The organism is Streptomyces sp. NPDC006450 (genome assembly GCF_040612195.1).
Classification (GTDB): domain Bacteria; phylum Actinomycetota; class Actinomycetes; order Streptomycetales; family Streptomycetaceae; genus Streptomyces.
This window is the reverse complement of sequence record NZ_JBEXPT010000002.1, coordinates 15471-32747: the sequence shown is the minus strand read 5'-3', so window position 1 is coordinate 32747 and position 17277 is coordinate 15471. Positions and strand designations below refer to the sequence as shown.

General features: G+C 73.0%; 17 protein-coding genes. 7 read left to right on the top strand and 10 right to left on the bottom strand.

Features of this window, described 5'->3' with window-relative positions; genetic code table 11:
• Positions 1-25 precede the first annotated feature (25 nt).
• Positions 26-1105: an alpha/beta hydrolase-fold protein gene (locus tag ABZY57_RS01155; protein WP_356506884.1), complete on the top strand. Its 1080-nt coding sequence runs from the start codon at positions 26-28 to the stop codon at positions 1103-1105.
• Here the strand turns inward: ABZY57_RS01155 and ABZY57_RS01150 are convergent.
• Positions 1082-2371, bottom strand: a complete 1290-nt coding sequence (locus ABZY57_RS01150; RefSeq protein ID WP_356506882.1) for a cytochrome P450 — start codon at positions 2369-2371, stop codon at positions 1082-1084. The two genes, ABZY57_RS01155 and ABZY57_RS01150, sit on opposite strands and share 24 nt — an antisense overlap.
• A 155-nt stretch (positions 2372-2526) precedes the next feature.
• Between ABZY57_RS01150 and ABZY57_RS01145 the strand changes: the two genes are divergently transcribed.
• On the top strand, positions 2527-3450 hold the full coding sequence (locus tag ABZY57_RS01145) for an SDR family oxidoreductase (protein WP_356506880.1): 924 nt from the start codon (positions 2527-2529) through the stop codon (positions 3448-3450).
• Between the two features lie 151 nt (positions 3451-3601).
• Here the strand turns inward: ABZY57_RS01145 and ABZY57_RS01140 are convergent, their stop codons facing one another.
• Positions 3602-4372: a TetR/AcrR family transcriptional regulator gene (locus ABZY57_RS01140; protein ID WP_356506878.1), complete on the bottom strand. Its 771-nt coding sequence runs from the start codon at positions 4370-4372 to the stop codon at positions 3602-3604.
• 108 nt (positions 4373-4480) lie between these two features.
• Here ABZY57_RS01140 and ABZY57_RS01135 point away from each other — a divergent pair, with 108 nt between their 5' ends.
• Positions 4481-4942, top strand: a complete 462-nt coding sequence (locus ABZY57_RS01135) for a VOC family protein (protein ID WP_356506876.1) — start codon at positions 4481-4483, stop codon at positions 4940-4942.
• Between the two features lie 27 nt (positions 4943-4969).
• Here ABZY57_RS01135 and ABZY57_RS01130 read toward each other — a convergent pair whose 3' ends face one another.
• Positions 4970-6052: an enoyl-CoA hydratase/isomerase family protein gene (locus tag ABZY57_RS01130; RefSeq protein ID WP_356506874.1), complete on the bottom strand. Its 1083-nt coding sequence runs from the start codon at positions 6050-6052 to the stop codon at positions 4970-4972.
• Positions 6053-6088: 36 nt separating this feature from the next.
• Between ABZY57_RS01130 and ABZY57_RS01125 the strand changes: the two genes are divergently transcribed.
• Complete coding sequence (locus ABZY57_RS01125; protein WP_356506872.1) at positions 6089-6655, top strand: dihydrofolate reductase family protein; 567 nt, start codon at positions 6089-6091, stop codon at positions 6653-6655.
• On the opposite strand, the gene ABZY57_RS01120 is transcribed toward ABZY57_RS01125, so the two are convergent.
• The gene (locus ABZY57_RS01120) at positions 6652-8436 is read right to left on the bottom strand and encodes an FAD-dependent monooxygenase (protein WP_356506870.1); all 1785 of its coding nucleotides are present in this window, start codon (positions 8434-8436) and stop codon (positions 6652-6654) included. The two genes, ABZY57_RS01125 and ABZY57_RS01120, sit on opposite strands and share 4 nt — an antisense overlap.
• A gap of 105 nt (positions 8437-8541) precedes the next feature.
• Positions 8542-9294 (bottom strand): helix-turn-helix transcriptional regulator, encoded by a 753-nt coding sequence (locus ABZY57_RS01115; RefSeq protein ID WP_356507138.1) that lies wholly within the window; start codon positions 9292-9294, stop codon positions 8542-8544.
• A 177-nt stretch (positions 9295-9471) separates the two neighbouring features.
• Here ABZY57_RS01115 and ABZY57_RS01110 point away from each other — a divergent pair, with 177 nt between their 5' ends.
• Entirely contained in the window at positions 9472-10605 is a 1134-nt protein-coding gene (locus ABZY57_RS01110; RefSeq protein ID WP_356507136.1) for an MFS transporter, read from the top strand.
• Here ABZY57_RS01110 and ABZY57_RS01105 read toward each other — a convergent pair.
• Genes ABZY57_RS01105 through ABZY57_RS01085 form a run of 5 tightly spaced genes read right to left on the bottom strand, consistent with a single transcriptional unit; the run spans position 10586 to position 15584 of the window.
• On the bottom strand, positions 10586-11182 hold the full coding sequence (locus ABZY57_RS01105) for a DUF6434 domain-containing protein (protein WP_356506868.1): 597 nt from the start codon (positions 11180-11182) through the stop codon (positions 10586-10588). The genes ABZY57_RS01110 and ABZY57_RS01105 overlap by 20 nt on opposite strands.
• A 51-nt stretch (positions 11183-11233) precedes the next feature.
• Positions 11234-12565 (bottom strand): TfuA domain-containing protein, encoded by a 1332-nt coding sequence (locus tag ABZY57_RS01100; protein WP_356506866.1) that lies wholly within the window; start codon positions 12563-12565, stop codon positions 11234-11236.
• Between the two features lie 29 nt (positions 12566-12594).
• Complete coding sequence (locus ABZY57_RS01095) at positions 12595-13809, bottom strand: YcaO-like family protein (RefSeq protein ID WP_356506864.1); 1215 nt, start codon at positions 13807-13809, stop codon at positions 12595-12597.
• A 19-nt stretch (positions 13810-13828) separates the two neighbouring features.
• Positions 13829-14638, bottom strand: coding sequence for an ABC transporter permease (locus tag ABZY57_RS01090; RefSeq protein ID WP_356506862.1), 810 nt, complete (start codon positions 14636-14638; stop codon positions 13829-13831).
• Positions 14639-14642: 4 nt separating this feature from the next.
• Complete coding sequence (locus tag ABZY57_RS01085) at positions 14643-15584, bottom strand: ABC transporter ATP-binding protein (protein WP_356506860.1); 942 nt, start codon at positions 15582-15584, stop codon at positions 14643-14645.
• 346 nt (positions 15585-15930) lie between these two features.
• Between ABZY57_RS01085 and ABZY57_RS01080 the strand changes: the two genes are divergently transcribed.
• Both ABZY57_RS01080 and ABZY57_RS01075 read left to right on the top strand, forming a co-directional pair.
• Positions 15931-16773, top strand: a complete 843-nt coding sequence (locus tag ABZY57_RS01080) for a hypothetical protein (RefSeq protein WP_356506858.1) — start codon at positions 15931-15933, stop codon at positions 16771-16773.
• A gap of 53 nt (positions 16774-16826) precedes the next feature.
• Positions 16827-17276, top strand: coding sequence for a helix-turn-helix transcriptional regulator (locus ABZY57_RS01075; protein ID WP_356506856.1), 450 nt, complete (start codon positions 16827-16829; stop codon positions 17274-17276).
• Position 17277 lies beyond the last annotated feature (1 nt).

Here is a 17277-nt window from a genome sequence, read left to right as displayed (position 1 = left end):
CCGTCGTACGTCAGGAGCCGACGCAGTGGAGCTGACCAGTACGTCGTTCCTCGTCACGCTGATCGTCGTCACCGCACTGGCGATGCTCGCCGCGCTGCTCCTGTGGAACCGGATCCCCGGGCCCGGCTGGGTGCGCTGGCCGGCCCGGCTGGTGATGATCGGCTTGTGCCAGCTCACCGCCATCTGCGTGGTGGCCACCTGGATCAACGGGAGCTACGGCCTCTACTCCTCCTGGGACGACCTGCTGGGCACGGACGCCGGACAGAACGACTCCGCCATGACCGGGCCGCCGCTCGGCCGGGCCACATTCGCCCCCGGCGGCGACGGCACCCGCACCACGTACTTCCGCGGCTCCCACTCGAAGCTCGCCGGGCAGGTCATCGTGTGGACTCCCCCGGAGTACGACGCACCGGGCGCGGACAAGACCCGGTTCCCCGTGCTGATGCTGCTGCACGGCTATCCGGGCTCGCCCCGCTCCTGGATCGACGTCGGCGACATGCCCGGCGCGCTGGAGCAGCTCGTCCAGCTCGGTGCGGCGCACCCCTTCATCCTGGTGATCCCCGACCTGTACCCCGGAGGGGTGAACACCGACTGCACGGACACCCCGCAGCGGAAGGTGGCGAGCTGGCTCGCGCGGGACGTGCCGGATCTGGTCGCCAAGAACTTCCGCACGCTCCCCGAGCCCCGTGGCTGGGGGCTGATGGGCATTTCCACCGGGGCGTTCTGCGCGGCCAAGCTGCCCCTCCAGTACCCGAAGGCTTTCCGGGCGGGCGCCGCCCTGGACCCGGATCCACTGACCGGCGACCCGGAGGTGCTGTCCGATCCCGTGCTGCGCGAGCGCAACAGCCCGATGTGGCTCGTCCGGCAGGCGAAGCACGACAAGAACACGGACGTCGGGCTGTTCCTGGCCACGTCCGCGCAGGACAAGGACAGCCCGCCGCAGCAGCTGACCGACTTCACCGAGGCGGCCCAGAACTCCGGGGTCCGGATCAAGACCCTGGTCCGCCCGCAGGGCGGGCACAACTTCCAGACCTGGATCGCCATGTACCCCGACGCACTGGGGTGGCTGAGCACGGAGATCTCACCGCCGAGCGCTGCCCCGTAGGCGGACGGGCAGCGACTCCACGCTGTTGCCGATGAAGCTGCGCTGGTGCGGGAGTTCGGCTTCGGGGACGGCCAGGTCCAGGTCCGGGAAACGGGTGAAGAGGGCCTCCAGGGCGATCGTGGCTTCCAGCCGGGCGAGCGGCGCTCCGACGCAGTAGTGGGCGCCGTGTCCGAAGGAGAGGTGACGGGCCGCGGTGGGGCGGGTCCGGTCGAAGCGGTCGGAGTCCGGGCCGTGGAAGGCCTCGTCGCGGCCGGCCGCCGTGTAGCCGGCGAGGACCGGGGTGCCCTGCGGGATCAGGGTCGCGCCGATGGTCAGATCGCGGGTCGGGTAGCGGAAGGGGAACCAGCTGACCGGACCGTCGAAGCGCAGGGTCTCGTCGACCACGTCGGACCAGGTCGCCTTTCCCTCCAGGACCAGCGCGAGCTGGTCGCGGTGGGTGCACAGGGCGCGGACGGCGTTGCTGATCAGGTTGAGCGTGGTCTCGTGGCCCGCGACCAGCATCAGCCTCATGGTGCCGGTGAGTTCGGCCTCGCTGAGCCGGTCGCCGTCGCCGTCGCGGGCGGCGATCAGCGCACTCGTCAGGTCCTCGCCCGGATCGGCCCGGCGGGTGGCGGCGATGGCGCCGATCAGCTCGACGAGCTCGCGCACGGCCGCCATGACCTCGGCGGGGGTGGTGTCGGTGGCGACGATGACGGTGTTGGACAGCTCGTGCAGCCGCCCCCGGTGTTCGGGCTCCACGCCGAGGAGTTCGCAGATCACGCTCATCGGGAGCGGGAGCGCGACGTGCGTGCGCAGGTCCGCCACCCCGTCGGGGGACGCCTCCGCGGCCCTGTCCAGGTCGTCGAGCAGCCCTGCCGTGAGTTCCTCGATCCGGGGGCGCAGCCGCTCCACCTGGCGGACGGTGAAGGCGTTGCCCACCAGGGAGCGCAGCCTGCGGTGGTCGGCGTCGTCGGCCGTGTGCATGCCCTGGGCGTTGGCGAAGACGCGCAGCGGCCAGTCCGGGGCGATGGTGCCGTCGTGCAGGGCGGGGAAGTGCCGGGCGTCCTTGGCCACATCGGGGTGGGCGAGGAACTCCTTCAGCGCCTCGTGGCCGAGGACGACCGCGCCGGGCACACCACCGGGAAGCACCACGCCCGCCACGGCGCCCTGGGCGCGCAGCCGGGCGTTGAGGGCGTGCGGGCAGCCGCCGGCGGGGTCGATGACGTGCGGGAGCGCGGGAGCGGACGGGGGCGTCGGCTCGGATGCCTGCGCGGGGTCGGTGGACAAGCCTGTCTCCTGACAATACGAACGGATCTCGGCCAACAGTGCGGCCTCGGGGGCCGGTTGTTCAAGGCCGCATCCCTCCGCACCCGTCCCGTCCGGGGAATCCGCAGGCGCGCCGCACCGCCCCCGCCGCACGCGGGCGTCGTAGGGTCGCGGTCATGGCGCAGGCACAGCGGACTCTCGAAGGCAAGGTCGCCCTGGTGGCCGGGGCGACCCGGGGCGCGGGCAGGGGCATCGCGGTCGAGTTGGGGGCGCGGGGCGCGACCGTGTACGTGAGCGGGCGCAGCACGCGGGGCAGGCGCTCCGAGTACGACCGGCCGGAGACGATCGAGGAGACGGCCGAACTGGTCACGGCGGCGGGCGGCCGCGGTATCGCGGTGGTCGCGGACCACCTGGTGCCCGAACAGGTCGAGGCTCTGGTCGGGCGGATCGACGCCGAGCAGGGCCGCCTCCACGTGCTGGTGAACGACATCTGGGGCGGCGAGCGGCTCTTCGAGTGGGAGAGCACGGTCTGGGAACACGACCTGGACAAGGGACTGCGGCTGCTGCGGCTGGCCGTCGAGACCCACGCGGTGACCAGCCACTACGCGCTGCCCCTGCTGCTGCGCGAGCCGGGCGGGCTGGTGGTGGAGATGACCGACGGCACGGCGGAGTACAACGCGAGCCGCTACCGGGTCTCCTTCTTCTACGACATCGCCAAGTCGGCGGTACTGCGGATGGCGTTCGCCCTCGGCCACGAGGTGGGCCCGCGCGGAGCGACGGCGGTGGCCCTGACTCCAGGGTGGCTCCGTTCGGAGATGATGCTCGACAACTTCGGTGTGAGCGAGTCGAATTGGCGGGACGCGCTGACGACGGTCCCGCACTTCGGCATCTCGGAGACGCCGTTCTACGTCGGCCGGGCGGTCGCGGCCCTGGCCGCCGACCCGGAACTGTCCCGCTGGAACGGGCAGTCGCTCTCCAGCGGGCAGCTCGCGCAGGTCTACGGCTTCACGGACGTGGACGGCAGCCGGCCCGACGCCTGGCGGTACATGGTCGAGGTGCAGGACCCCGACCTCCCGGCGGACCCCACCGGCTACCGGTAGGGCGCGCCCTTCGGACAAGGCCCGACCGGGCGGACCCGCGCCGATCCGTCGGGGTCAGGCCGGTCGGCACGGGGCAGTCCGGGTCGGCATGGGGCAGTCCCGGCCGGCACGGGCAGTCCCGGCCGGCACGGGCAGTCCGGGTCGATCCGCGTCAGCCGCGCTCCAGCAGCCGGGCGATCCCGTCGAGCACGCAGCGCAGGCCGAAGTCCCACACCGTCTCGGGGCTGTACCCGCCGACCGTGCTGCCGACCCGCCCGGCGAGGGGGTAGCGCTCCGGGTCCATGGCCCGCTCCAGCAAGGGGGCGCTGAGCTCCCACCACTCCTGGTCGCTCTGGCGGGCTTGGTGTGCCGCGGTGTCGGCGGCGGCCAGGGCCTGCGCGTGGACGAAGCCGAGGAGGTGGGTCAGGGCCGCGTCCATCTCCACGTCGGTGAGGCCGATGCCGTCGAAGGCCGCGAGCTCGTGCTCGTACTTGCCGATCACTCCGGGGCCCAGCGGGGGGCGGGTGACGGACAGCTCGCCGATCCACGGGTGCCGCAGGAACAGCGCGCGGTTGTCCTCGGCGACGCGGGTGACCTTCTCCCGCCAGGTGCCGTCCGGGACCGGCTCGCCGCGCTCCATGGCCAGGTAGACGGCGTCGAGCATCAGGTCGAGCAGCTCGGCCTTGCCGGGGACGTAGGTGTAGAGGGTCATGGGGGTGACTCCCAGCCGCTGGGCCAGGGCCCGCATCGTCAGGGCGGCCAGTCCCGACCGCCCCTCACCCGCCGCCTCGTCGGCGAGCGCGATCGCGGCGTCGACGACGGAATCGACGGTCAGCCCTTGCCGGGGTCCGCGCCGCCCGCTGGGCGCCCCCTGTCCCGGCTCGCGCCACAGCAGCTCCAACGTGCGGACGGGGTCGCCCGCGCCGCTCCGGTCCGTGGTCACTTCCGACCCCTTCCCGCCGCCCTCCGGCAGCCGCTCGCTTAATCTTATACGCCGTACACAATACTGTGTATAATAAAACTCCGAGCCCACGACACCCAGGAGGAACCCATGCGGATCACCGACACCGCCATCTGCCTCACCGTCGAGGACGTCACCTCGTCCTCCGCGTTCCTGGCCAGGCATTTCGGATACGGGGAAACGATGGCCGCCGACGGCTTCGCCTCCCTCTCCCACCCCGACGGCCCGAACGTGATCTTCGTGCGGCGCGGCCTGGAGGTGCTCCCCGAGGGGCTGCGCGAGCAGCGCGCCGCCGGGGTGCTGCTCGCGTTCACCGTGGCCGACCTGCCCGCCGAGTACGAGCGGCTGCGCGCCGAGGGCGTCCCGATCGTCATGGAGCCGCGGGTGGAGCCCTGGGGCGAGCGGGTGTTCCTGGTGTCCGACCCCAACGGCGTGATCATCGAAGTGGTCGACTGGGTGGAGACCCCTGGGGCCACGGCGGACACCGCGGGCTCGGCGGAGGCGGCGGGCTCGGCAGAGGCGGCGGGCACCGCCACCGCCACCGCCCCCTGACGCGCCACCCCCGCGCCGCGCACGGGTTCACCCCGCGGCGATCCCGGGGCCGTCCCCGGTGAGCGGGGCGAAGAAGCGGGCCACGTCCTGCTCGGTGACCTCGCCGAGGGTGGCCGGGGACCAGCGCGGATTGCGGTCCTTGTCGACGACCTGCGCCCGGATGCCCTCCACCAGGTCGGGCGAGGTCAGCGCATGGCAGGAGACCCGGAACTCCTGTTCCAGCACCGGCTCCAGCGCGCCGAGCGCGGCGGCCCGGCGCACGGCTTCCAGGGTCACCTTCAGGGCGGTGGGGGATTTGGCGAGGATGGTCTCGGCGGCCTCCTTGGCCTCGGGGTCCCCGTATCCGAGCAGCCGGTCCACGATCTCCTCGACGGTGGCGGCCGCGTAGCAGTGGTCGATCCAGCCCCGCGCCTCGGCCAGCGCCCCGGGCCCGGGCTCGGCGGCGTACCGCCCCAGCACTTCCCCGGCCGGGGCCGCGGCGAGCTCGGCGGTCAGCGCGGGCAGTCGGTCGGCGGGTACGAAGTGGTCGGCGAGCCCGCACAGCACCGCGTCGGCGGCGCCCACCGCGGAGCCGGTGAGGGCGAGATGGGTGCCGAGCAGGCCGGGGGCGCGGGCCAGCAGGTGGGTGCCGCCGACGTCCGGGACGAAGCCGATGCCGGTCTCGGGCATGGCGACGCGGGACCGCTCGGTGACCACGCGGAGGCTGCCGTGGGCGGACACGCCGACTCCGCCGCCCATCACGATGCCGTCCATGACGGCCACGTAGGGCTTGGGGTAGCGCGCGATGTGCGCGTTGAGCCGGTACTCGTCGCGCCAGAAGGCGGCCGAGGCCCGCGTCCCGGCCTTGGCGTCGTCGTGGATGGCCCGGATGTCCCCGCCGGCGCACAGCCCCCGCTCGCCCGCGCCGCGCAGGAGCACCTGCTCCACGGCCGGATCCCGCTCCCAACCGGTCAGGGCCTCGGCCATGCGGAGCACCATGGGGTGGGTGAGGGCGTTGAGGGCCCTGGGGCGGTTGAGGGTGATCACCCCGGTGCGGCCTTCGACGGCGCACAGGACGGTGTCCGGACTGTCTGCGCTGTCGGCAGCGGCGGTGTCGGCTTCGGTCTTCACGCCGTCCAGTATGGAGGGCGCGTAGCCTGGTCCGTTATGCGAAAGATCATCCTGATGTCGCAGGTCTCCCTGGACGGCTACTACGAGGGTCCGGAGCGGCAGATCGACTGGCACCGCGTCGACGCGGAGCTGCACCAGCACATGAACGACGAACTCCGGTCGGTCGGCGGCATGCTGATGGGCCGGGTCACCTACGAGCTGATGGACGCCTACTGGCCCGATGCCGACGCCGATCCGGACGCTTCCCCGCAGGAGGTGGAGTTCGCGGGCATCTGGCGCTCCGCGCGGAAGTACGTGTATTCGCGCACCCTGGACGGCGCGCAGACCGACCCGAACGCCACCGTGCTCCGCAAGGTCGTACCGGAGGAGGTCGCCGCCCTCAAGGCCGCCCCCGGAGGCGACCTGACGCTGAGCGGGGCCGACCTCGCCGCCTCGTTCCTGCGCCACGGCCTGGTGGACGAGTACCGGATCTACGTGCAACCCGTACGCATCGGCCGCGGCCACCGCCTCTTCCCACCCTCCGACGGCCAGGTCCCGCTGCGGCTGGAGGGGACCCGTACGTTCGGCAACGGGGTGGTGCTGCTGCGGTACGCCCGCGCCTAGGACGTCCTTCCGCCTCGGGACTCGTCCCGGCCGGACAGGGAGGCGAGGTAGCCCGCCAGGGCCGCTGCCGTGCCGGACAGCGGGAAGCGGGCACCGAGGTACCCGTCCGGGCGTACGAGGAAACCGGTCGGGGCGTCGGCGCCGTACAGCCGGGCGAACTCCCCGGCGGCGTCCCGGTATCCGGGGACGGAAACGGGCAGGCCGGCGGAGGCGTCGGGTGCCGCGTCCCGGGCGAGGACGGCCACGGCCCGCAGGCCGGTGGCGTCGCCGTCGGCGCCCTTCGCGCCGTCCGGACCGATCGCGCCGCCCTCCGCCAGGGGCCGACCCGCGGACCGGGCCTGCTCGGCGGCCTCGGCCAGGGCCGCGCCGTCGGCCCCGTACAGGAGCACCACGTGGCCGGCGTGGCCGCGCAGGACGTCGAGCAGCCGCGAGGGGTAGGCGGCGAGGGGGAGGGCCAACCCGGAGCAGTCCGGGGCCCGTTCGCCGGGCTGCGGGGCATCGGCAGGGCCGAAGGGGCTGCCGGCGAGCGGCCCGTCGCGGTAGCCGACGAGCAACTGGGCCTCGCGGAGCAGCACGGTGCGCGGATCGTCCGGTTCGTTCTCCATGCCCTCGGTCGCGTGCCGCACGGTCCGGCCGACGACTTCCTCCCCCACGGGGCGGCGCTCGGCGTCGTAGCTCGCGAGCAGGGCGGGCCCGGCCGTCTCCCGGAGGGCGAGCGCGAGCTTCCAGGCCAGGTTGCAGGCGTCCTGGATCCCGGTGTTCATGCCCTGGGCGCCCGTGGGCGGGTGGATGTGGGCGGCGTCGCCCGCGACGAAGACGCGGCCGTCGCCGTAGCGGTCGACGATGCGGTGGCTGATGCGGAACACGGAGGACCAGCGCAGGCCGGAGACCGTGGCCGGGGCCGGGGCGAGGCGGTCGACGACGGCCTGGATGTGGGACAGCTCGGGGACCGGGCCGCCCTCCAGCCCGTGCACCACGCCGTCGCCCGCTCCGGGGCCCCCGGCCGACCCTCCCGCCGTCCCTCCCGCCGACCCGCCGTTCGGCTGCGCGGAGAGTTCGGGCGGGACCAGCATCGACATGCGGTAGCGGCCCCGGCCGGGCAGCGGGATGCACACCAGCACGTCGTCCGTGGCCCCGTCGGCGCCCTGGTGCATGGACCGCAGGCCGTATCCGTCGGGCAGGTCCCAGTCGCTCACGACGTCCGCCAGCATGTACTCCTCGGCGAAGGCCCCGCCCTCGTAGGAGAGTCCCAGCCCTTTGCGCACGGTGCTGTGCGCTCCGTCGCAGCCGATGAGGTAGCGGGTGCGCAGCTCCTCCTCGCCGCCGGAAGCGGTGCGCAGGAGGCTGGTGACCCCGCCGCCGAGGCCCTCCCCCTCCTGGGTGAACGACAGCAGTTCGGTGCCGCGTTCGATGACCGTGCCCAGTGCCGCGAGGTGCTCCTCGAGGATGCGCTCGGTCTCGTACTGCGGCAACGCGGCGAACCGATACGGCACTTCGGGCGGCAGCATGAGCTCGATCCGGGCGCGTTCGGCGCCGTTGACGTAGATCAGCTGGCCGCGCAGGGAGACGGCGGTCTCCATGACCGTGCGGGCCAGGCCCATCCGGTCCCAGACCTCCAGCGTGCGTGGCTGGATGCCGACCGCCTTCGCGTACGGGAGGCGGGCCGGCAGCCGGTCGACGAGGCGGCAGCGCACGCCGTGCCGGCGCAGTTCCACGGCCGCGCTCAGGCCGACCGGGCCCGCGCCCGCGATCAGTACGTCGGTCGTCGGCGTGTGCGCCATGGGTCCTCCCAACCGCCCGGCCCCGAACCGTCACCTCCTCCATGCTGAACCGGTGGGGCGCGGACGGCCAGGCGAACGGGCCGGGCGTACAGGCCGGACCTACGGTCAGCTCCCCTTGGCGTGCGCCCCCGGCGTGTGTCCGAAGGCCCGCCGGAACACGTCGATGAACGCGCTCGTCGAGGACCAGCCGCAGCGGTGCGCGACCACCGTCACGGGGGTGTCCACCGCCAGCAGCCGCAGTGCGTGGTGCAGCCGCAGCTGCGTCCGCCACTGGGGGAACGTCATGCCCAGCTCGGCACGGAACAGCCGGCTCAGGGTCCGCTCCCCCGCCCCGGCCCCGGCCCGCGCGGAGAGCTCCGCCAGCCCGCGCCGGTCCGCCGGATCGGCGTGCAGCAGCGCGCACACCGCGGCCAGCCGGGGATCCGCGGGAGCGGGCAGGTGCAGCGGCTGGAGCGGCGAGGCCCGCAGCTGGTCGAGCAGCACCGCCAGCATCCGGCGCCGCTCGGCACTGTCGTCCTGCGGTGCCCGGGTGTAGGCCAGGATCAGCTCGCGCAGCAGGGGGCCGACCGCGAGCACGGCGGGGGCGGAGAGGGAGAGCGGGTTGAGGTGGGTGGGCAGGCCCACGCAGTGCAGGTCGACGCGGCCGAAGGCGCGGTGCTCGTGCACGGTCCCGGCCGGGATCCACAGGGCGCGGGTGGTCGGGGCCACCCAGGTGCCGGCGTCCGTGGTCACGGCCAGGACCCCGGAACCCGCGTAGCAGATCTGGTGGTCGTCGTGGCGGTGCGGATCGATGCCGTGGTGGGTGTCGAGCTCGCGCACGCTCGTCGCCGCGCGCGGGGTGTGGCGGATTTTCTGCATCATCCGGCAATTTATCGGAAGCGGGCCGCCCCCGGCGAGAGCGATTCTCGACGAGTGACCTCCATCAGACCGATCCAGACCCCGACCGCTGCGCCTGGAGCCACGCCGGCCTCTGCGGCTCCCGGGACGGCCCCGACCCGGCTCCGCACGGCTGCCTTCGCCGCGGGCCACTCCTGCGTGGACGTCTACCAGGGCGCCGTCGCCGCGCTCGTCCCGTTCCTCGTCTCCGAGCGCTTGTACGGATACGCCGCCGCGTCCGGCATCGTGCTGGCCGCCTCGCTGCTGTCCTCCGTGGTCCAGCCGCTGTTCGGAGCGCTCGCCGACCGGTGGCCGATGCCCCGGCTCATCCCGCTCGCCACCGCCGCCGCGGGGCTGGGCGTGGCGCTGGTCGGACTCGACGCCGGGTACGCGGCCACGCTCGCCGCCGTCGCCCTGTCCGGGCTGGGCGTCGCCGCCTACCACCCGGCGGCCGCCCGGCTGGTCCGTACGGCTGGCGGCCCCGGGCACGGCGCGATGAGCTGGTTCGCGCTCGGCGGCAACATCGGCTTCGCGTGCGCCCCGCTGCTGGTCGTCGGCGCGCTGGCACTGCCGGGCCCGGCGGGATGGTGGCTGCTGGCCGCCCCGGCGGCGCTGGGCGTCTTCCTCAACCAGCCGCCGTCCGACGGGCGTTCGGCCGCCACCCGGGCAGCGGACACCGTGTCCCCGGCCCCGCCCCGGCGCCCCCGCGACGACTGGCGGGCCTTCCTGCGGCTCACCCTGGTGGTCGTCGTGCGCTCCGTGGTCTTCACGGGCCTGAGCACCTTCATCGCGCTGTACGTCCGCGAGCGCGGCGGCGGCGAGACCGCCGGCGCCGTCGCCCTGTTCGCCCTCTTCGCCGGGAGCGCCGGCGGCACCCTCCTGGGCGGCCGGCTGGCCGCCCGCTGGGGGCGGGTCACCACCATCCACCGCGCCTACGCGGCGGTGGCGCCCGCCGTCGCGGGCATCCTCTTCCTGCCGCTGCCGCTGGTGTACGTCTGCTCGGCGCTGGCCGCGGCCGCGCTGTACGTGCCCTTCTCCCTCCAGGTCACCCTGGGGCAGGACTACCTGCCGCAGCGCATGGGCACCGCGAGCGGGGTCACCCTGGGCCTGACCGTCAGCGTGGGCGGTCTCGCGAGCCCCCTCATCGGCAAGGCGGCCGACACCGCCTCGCTGCACACGGCCCTGCTCCCGCTGGCCGCGCTCCCCCTGCTGGCCTGGGCCCTGGCCCGGCGCCTGCCGGAGCCCCCCGAGGCGGGGCCCCCGGAGCCGGAGCTCACTGCGTCCCGGGAGTGAGGGCGGCGGCCTTCCGGGGGCTGGAGCGGTGGGCCCGCCAGGCGGCCAGGGCCTGCGGGCGGGTGCCCTCGGGATGGCGGGTGTGCCAGTCCCTGAGGAACCGGTTCAGCTCGAACTGTGCCCCGATCTCACGGGGTTGCGCCGCCCGCGCCCGGGTGGCGTGCCAGTGGGCGACCGCCTCGGCGAGGGTGTGTCCCGCGCCCTGGGCGACGTAATCCCGCATGAAGGCGTCGAAGTGGAAGCCGGGCCCGATCTCCCGGACGAAGTACTCCCGCAGCACCTGGCTGCACCGCTGCCCCGGCGGGATCACGCTCGCACCGTCCACGGGCGCGGCGAGCTGCCGGCCCGCACCGCGTGCGGACCGACCGCGATCGGACCGACCGGGGGCCGGGGCCGGGAGCCCGTCCAGCGCGGCGGCGATCCGCGCCGTGACCGCCGCCTTCCCGCCTCCGGCGGGCAGGCCCATCCGGCGTGCCAGCACGGTGAGTTCGGCCAGCGTCCAGTACCAGCGGGCCAGCTCCGCCCCGCTCAGCTCCGGACTCGGGGCGGGCCGCACTTCAGTTTCATTCGTACTCACGTTCCCATCCTAGAGTGCTCACCGCCCGTGCCCTCCCGCGCCCTCCCGTGTTCAACGGGCCGCGGACTCGCGGCGTTCACGGCCTCGCAGGACGTCCAGGGCGAAGAACCTCGGGACGGCCCCGCCGAGCCCGTCGAGGCCGGTGAACCCGCGGCGGGCCATCTCGACGTCTGGTGAGGTGCCGCGCCCCTGCCAGTGGCGCAGGAAGAGCTTCGCGCACATCGGCGGGGGCGGGACCACGAGCTTGGGCCGGGTCTCCTCCGCGGCCTCGTCGGCCCGGACGACGAGAGCGCACCACTCCTCCCAGCGCGCGGAGTCCCGCAGGCGGGCCAGGACCGCCGGCCGCCAGTCCACCGACTGCCACACGGGCCACACCCGCACCATGAGGAGCCGGATCCGGTCGCTGACGGGGAGCTCTTCCCGTTCCTGCTCCGTGAACCAGCGGGCCAGGGAGTCCGGCAGCCGCGACCGGCCGTCGAGCCCGAGCTTCGCTCGCGCGTACGTTTCGAGCGTCATGCCCCTGGCGCCTGCGAGCTCCTCCAGCAGACCGGTCAGCACCTCCTCGTGCAGCGCGGGGTAGCCCTCGTCGAACAGCCGGACGGCGTCCAGGACGTCGAGGTCCGACATCCACCGGCCGGGCGAGCGCTCCCGTCGGGTCCGGCGGGCCAGGGACTGGGTCCGGCTGATGCCGGTGAAGGGAACCTCGGGCGCGACCGGACCGGGGGTCACGGTGCCCCGGCTCGCGATCGTGCGCAGCGCCGCCATGGCGTCGAGCCGTTTGAGGTCCCAGACGCCCGAGGCGATCATCTCCTCCAGGGTCCTCAGGGAGTCGTGGTCGTCCTCGTCCAGCGCCTGTTCGATGTCCTTCCAACCGCGGTGGGTGAAGGGCAGCGCCGCGGCCGCAGCCACGATCCGGCGGCCCGCGTCCGGTGGGATCAGGTCGGTCTCGGCGCCCTCCTTGCAGCCGTAGCGGAGGTTCACCAGGGCCACGGTCTGCGCCGGGTACCCCATCTCGGCCGGGCCGTGCAGGACCCCCACCTCGTCGTCCCCGTCGATCTCGCCCGAGGCGTACATGGTGAAGACCGTGCCGAGGCCCCGCATGCCGCACGGGGCGAGTTCCGCGGCCCGCAGTGCGCCCATGCTCGCGGCGCCGATCACCTCCGCCCCCTCGGTGAGCACCTGGAGGATCTCCTTGTGGCCGACGGAGCGCCGTTCCCGGAAGTAGCCGTCGACGACCACGACCACGTCTCCCGGGTGCCACTGCTCCGCGAGGAGGTCGCCCCGGCCCGCGGGCGGTCGTACGTCCGCGTCCGGGAGCACCGCGTGGACGTCGGCTGCCGAGATCGTCGGCCCCGCGTAGACGATCACCCTGGACCTGCTCACGCCGGACCCGTTCACGTTGGACCCCTTCACTACAGCACCTCCGGGCATACGCGGCTCCCCGGAGCCACGACCTTGACGACCGGGACCCCGATCTCCTCGCGCGTCAGGTCGACGAGGAGGGGCGGATGGCAGAAGGCGGCGGCCGCCCGGCGCACCACGTGCGCGAGGGCGCCGGCCAGGCTGTCGTGCGGGACGGGGTCCTCTACGAGGCCCTTGAGGTCGGCGGCCGCCGGGCCGGACCGCGCGCTCCGCAGCCGGCCGGCGTCCACCTGCCCGAAGTCCTCCCGGAGGTCGTCGCGGGCCCCCGAGATGTACGCGAGCCTGGCCTGGGCCGCCTCGGAGACGGCGCGGGTGAGCGCGATCTCCGGGCTGAGGTGGCAGCCGAAGCCGAACATCGGCGCCGGATACTCCTCGCTGGCGACCCAGGACAGGAAGCACGGCAGGCCGGTGGGCGACGGGACGAGGCGGACCTCCAGGGTGACGTCGGCCCGTTCGATCAGCGTGCACAGCTCGTCGGCCACCGCCGACCCGAGGGAGCGGGGGTCGACGCGTACGCCCATCTCCCCGCCCCCGGTGACCGCGGCCGTCATCGCGTCGCGCTCGATGACCTCGCAGAGTGCGTGCAGAGCGGCTTCGATCCGGGTGTTCCCACTGGCCAGGCCGTTCGTCGACTCGAAGAACACCGGCGGGTTCCAGTCGGTGTGCTCCTCCAGGGTCAGGCGGACGACGTTCACGGGGACGAGGGTGCGCGCTCCGTCGACCAGGGAGCTGGCCGCCACCCAGTCCAGCGGCAGCCCCTCGTGCAGCAGGCTCGGCGCGGAGGGTGCCAACGCGGAGATCTCGTAGCCCAGTTGCGTGTGCAGCGTGCGGGGGGTGGCGGTCAGTGCGGGCAGGGCCGGCTGTTCCACGTGCCAGGTCTCGACCGACTCCATCACCGCCGAGAGCCTGGCCAGTTCGGGGGTCATCCCCTTGCCCTGGGAGACGGCGAGCGTCTTGGAGAGCGGCCGGATCGCCTGGAACGTCGGGATGCCGATGGAGTCGAGCCGGGTGATGTCGGCGACCCGGGTGACGCCGACCTTCGTCGCGGCGCGGGTCGCCATCTCCCAGGTGGCCTTGGGTGGTTGGGCCCGGTCCGTGCCCGGCAGGCGGTGTACGGAGCGGTCTTGCGGTGTGGCGAGCCAGGCCAGGGGGGCATGGTCGGCCCGCGCGGTGTCGCCGTTCTGCGCGCTGCGGTCGGTCTGCACGGTGGGGAGCTCCTGCGGGTCAGAGGTTCCGGGTGCGCCGCAACAGCGCCCGGCCGGCGATGAAGTTGGCGACGATCGCGACGACGGCGAGCACCACCAGGGAGGGCCAGGCCTTGCCCAGGCCGAAGATCGCGGCGTCGCGCATCCCGGTGACGGCGTACGACACGGGGTTCACCGTCGAGATCCACCGCAGCACGGTGGGCAGTTGCTGCGAGGTGGACAGCGACGGCGCGGCGAAGACGAGGACGGGCACCGACACGCTGGTGAGCACCATGAAGGTGCGGTAGTCGCTGATGAGGACGGCCGCCGCGAGGTACAGGCCGTTGAACGCCACCGACGACAGCACCAGGGCCAGGAGCAGCCAGATCCAGTGGGAGGCGTGGAAGGGGTAGTCGAAGATGAGCGCGGCGACGGCCAGGGCCAGCAGGCTCTGGGCCAGGACGAGCGAGACCCCGGCCAGCAGCTTGCCGGCCAGGAAGCGCGACCGGCGCAGCGGCCAGCTCCAGAGCTGGGTCGACACCCCGCTCATCTCCTCCTGGAACATGGCCATGCCCGTGGTCCCGGAGGCGCTGACCACGGACATGGCCAGCACCATGGGGAGCAGGAACACCGCGAAGGGGAGGGTCTCGCCGCGGTAGGTGATGTTCCCGACGACGTTGCCCAGCGAGGTGTTCACCAGGAGCAGGTACACGAGCATCGGGGTCAGGCCGAGGATGAGGTTGACCCTGTTGCGGGCGAGGAGCGCGTACTCGCGGTAGAACACGGCGGTGAAGTCGGCCGGCTTGCCCGACGCGACCGGTGCGGTGGTCTTGAATCCCAGGTCGGCCACGGTGTCAGCCCTCGTTCCCGGTCATGCGCAGGAAGACCTGCTCCAGCGAGTCGGTGACGGTGGAGATCCCGGCGATCTCGACCCCGGCGTCGTGGCAGTGCCGGGAGAGTTGCGGCAGCACGTCCCGGACCTGCGCGTTCTCGATGCGCACCTCGGCGTCCTGGGCCGTCGCGGCCAGTCCGGCGGTGGCCGCCCATTCCTTGACGACCTTGGCGGCGACCGCGTCGTCGACACTGACCAGCAGGTGCGCTCCCCCGAACTCCCTCAGGAGTTCGCTCGGTTGGGCGAAGCGGACCACCTTGCCCTTGTTGATGACCAGGACCCGCTGGGCGTTGCGCTCGAGCTCCTGGATGATGTGGCTGGTCCAGATCACGGTCATGCCGTACTCCTCGCGGAGCCACCGGACGAACCGCTCGATCTGGTGCCGGCCGGCCACGTCCAGTCCGGCCGAGGGCTCGTCGAGGATGAGGAGTTCGGGGATGGTCAGCAGGGCCCGTACGAGCTGCAGCCGCTGACGCTGGCCGCCGGACAGCTGGAACACGAGCTGGGACAGGGCGTCCTTCAGACCGAGATACTCCGCCACCTCCATCGCCCAGGGACGGGTGGTGCGCCAGGACAGTCCCTTGAAGCGGGTGGCGATCAGCAGGTTGTCCAGGGCCGAGAGCATCTCGTCGTAGGGGGCGGACTGGTGCATCGCGCCGATGCCGCTCTTGGCGGCGACCGGGTCGCGGGCCGGGTCCACGCCGAACACCCGGATCCGCCCGGTGGTGGGAGGGGTGACGCCGCAGATCATCTTCATCAGGGTGGTCTTTCCGGCACCGTTGGGTCCCAGCAGCCCGATGGTCTCGCCTTTGGCGATGTCGAATGAAATACGGTCGACTGCCGGCGTCTCTTTACCGCGGTAACACTTGGTCAGTTCCTCGGCGTTCACCACACCATTCGCCACGGTCCGCCCTCCACAATGTGATCGATGTTCCGCTTGGTGTTTCTCCGGACGGTGTTCTCCGGCTTGGCCGATCGGGTTGCTGCGGCTGGACGTTACGCCCGCGCGACCGCACGGGAGCGGCCGCCGCCCAAGCTGCCGGGTAACTGCCTCCGTTCTGCCGCCTTCCGCACGGCCCCCGTTGGCTAGCATTCGCTGCATGAGCCGTTCACGACAGGCGGAAGACCGCGACGGCAGATCCGTTGTGGTTCTGGTGAATTGCGCGGGCGGCCGTGAATTGGAGGTCGTTCGCGATGCCTTGACGGGTCCTTTGGAAACTCCGGCGATACTGATCCGGCAGGACGAACTCATGTCGACGTCGATGGCTCTGGACGTGGACACCGGTCTGCTGGAGATCTCCGGGCGCCGGGTCAGGCCGGCCGTGGTCTGGGTGCGGCACGGTTCGGCCTGCGCGCTGCTGGCGCAGGCGAGGCCGGCGGGTTCGATGACTCCGCTGCGGGCGGAGTCCTGGTCCGGGTTCCTCCGGCAGGTGTCGGCCGCGGCGGGCACGGCGCTGCCCGGCGGCACGGTCGTCGGGCCGGGTCAGCTGGTGGAGGCGCGCGGGCTGGGCATACGGACGCCCCGCACGGTCGTCACCAACGACGTGGCGGCGGGCGCGCGCGACGTGGGGGCGGCCACCCTCGTGGTCAAGACTCCGGACTTCCGGCTGTTCGAGCCGGACCGGCTGGCCTGGAAGGCCTGCCTGCCCGCGGTCGTGGGCCGGGAGGCGGTCGAACGGGGCTCGGGACCGGCCCCGGGCGGCGCCCCGGGAGAGCGTCCGGTCGTGGTCCAGGAGTACGTGGCACACGCGCGTGAGCTGCGCGTCTATCACCTCGACGGCGGAATCTGCGCCTTCGAGGTCCGCAAGCCCGATCCGTCGAGCCCGATGACGGACCCCGACAGCGTCGCCGTGACGCGCGTCGACTGCCCGCACCCCGCGGCCGAGGCCGTACGCACCCTGTGCGCCGCGTGGAACCTGCGCTACGGGGCGTTCGACCTGCTCGTGTCCGACACCGGTGAGGCGGTGTTCCTGGAGGCCAACCCGGACGGGGACTGGCTCTGGTTCGAACGCAAGGCGCGCTGGCACGGCGTCTCGTTCATGGCGGCCGTCATGGTCCGTGAGTTGTTCGTACGCAGTACCGGTACGTCGTGAGGAGTGCGTCGTGGAGTGCGTCGTTGGGAGTGCGTCGTGAGGAGCCCGCGCCGGTGACGGCGATACGGGGTGCCGAGATCTCCAGCCGGGGCCTGGTGCTCGTGGCCCTGGTGGCGCGGGGTCATACGACCGACCGCGTGGCCCGTGCGCTGCGCCTGAGCAGGCACACGGTGGGCGAGGAGATCAGTGTCCTGCTCGACCGGTTCAACTGCAGGAACAGGGCGGAGCTGGTGGCCTACTGCTACGTCCACCGGCTCCTGCCGATCGATGTGTGGCCGCCGCCGTGCGGCCCCGTGAAAGGGGTGGGTGACGTGTTCGATCCTCTGACCGCTCTGCGTGCGGCCGGACTTCCGGTCGACCAGTTGAGCACCGCGCAGCGCGAGGTGCTCGCGGGCCTGACCGAGGAGGAGACGTCGGTCGTCGTATCGGTCCAGCTGCGGCTGGTCGAGGCGGATTCCGGTGCGGATGCCGAGGTGTGGGCGCACGACCTGAAGCTGCTCTGAG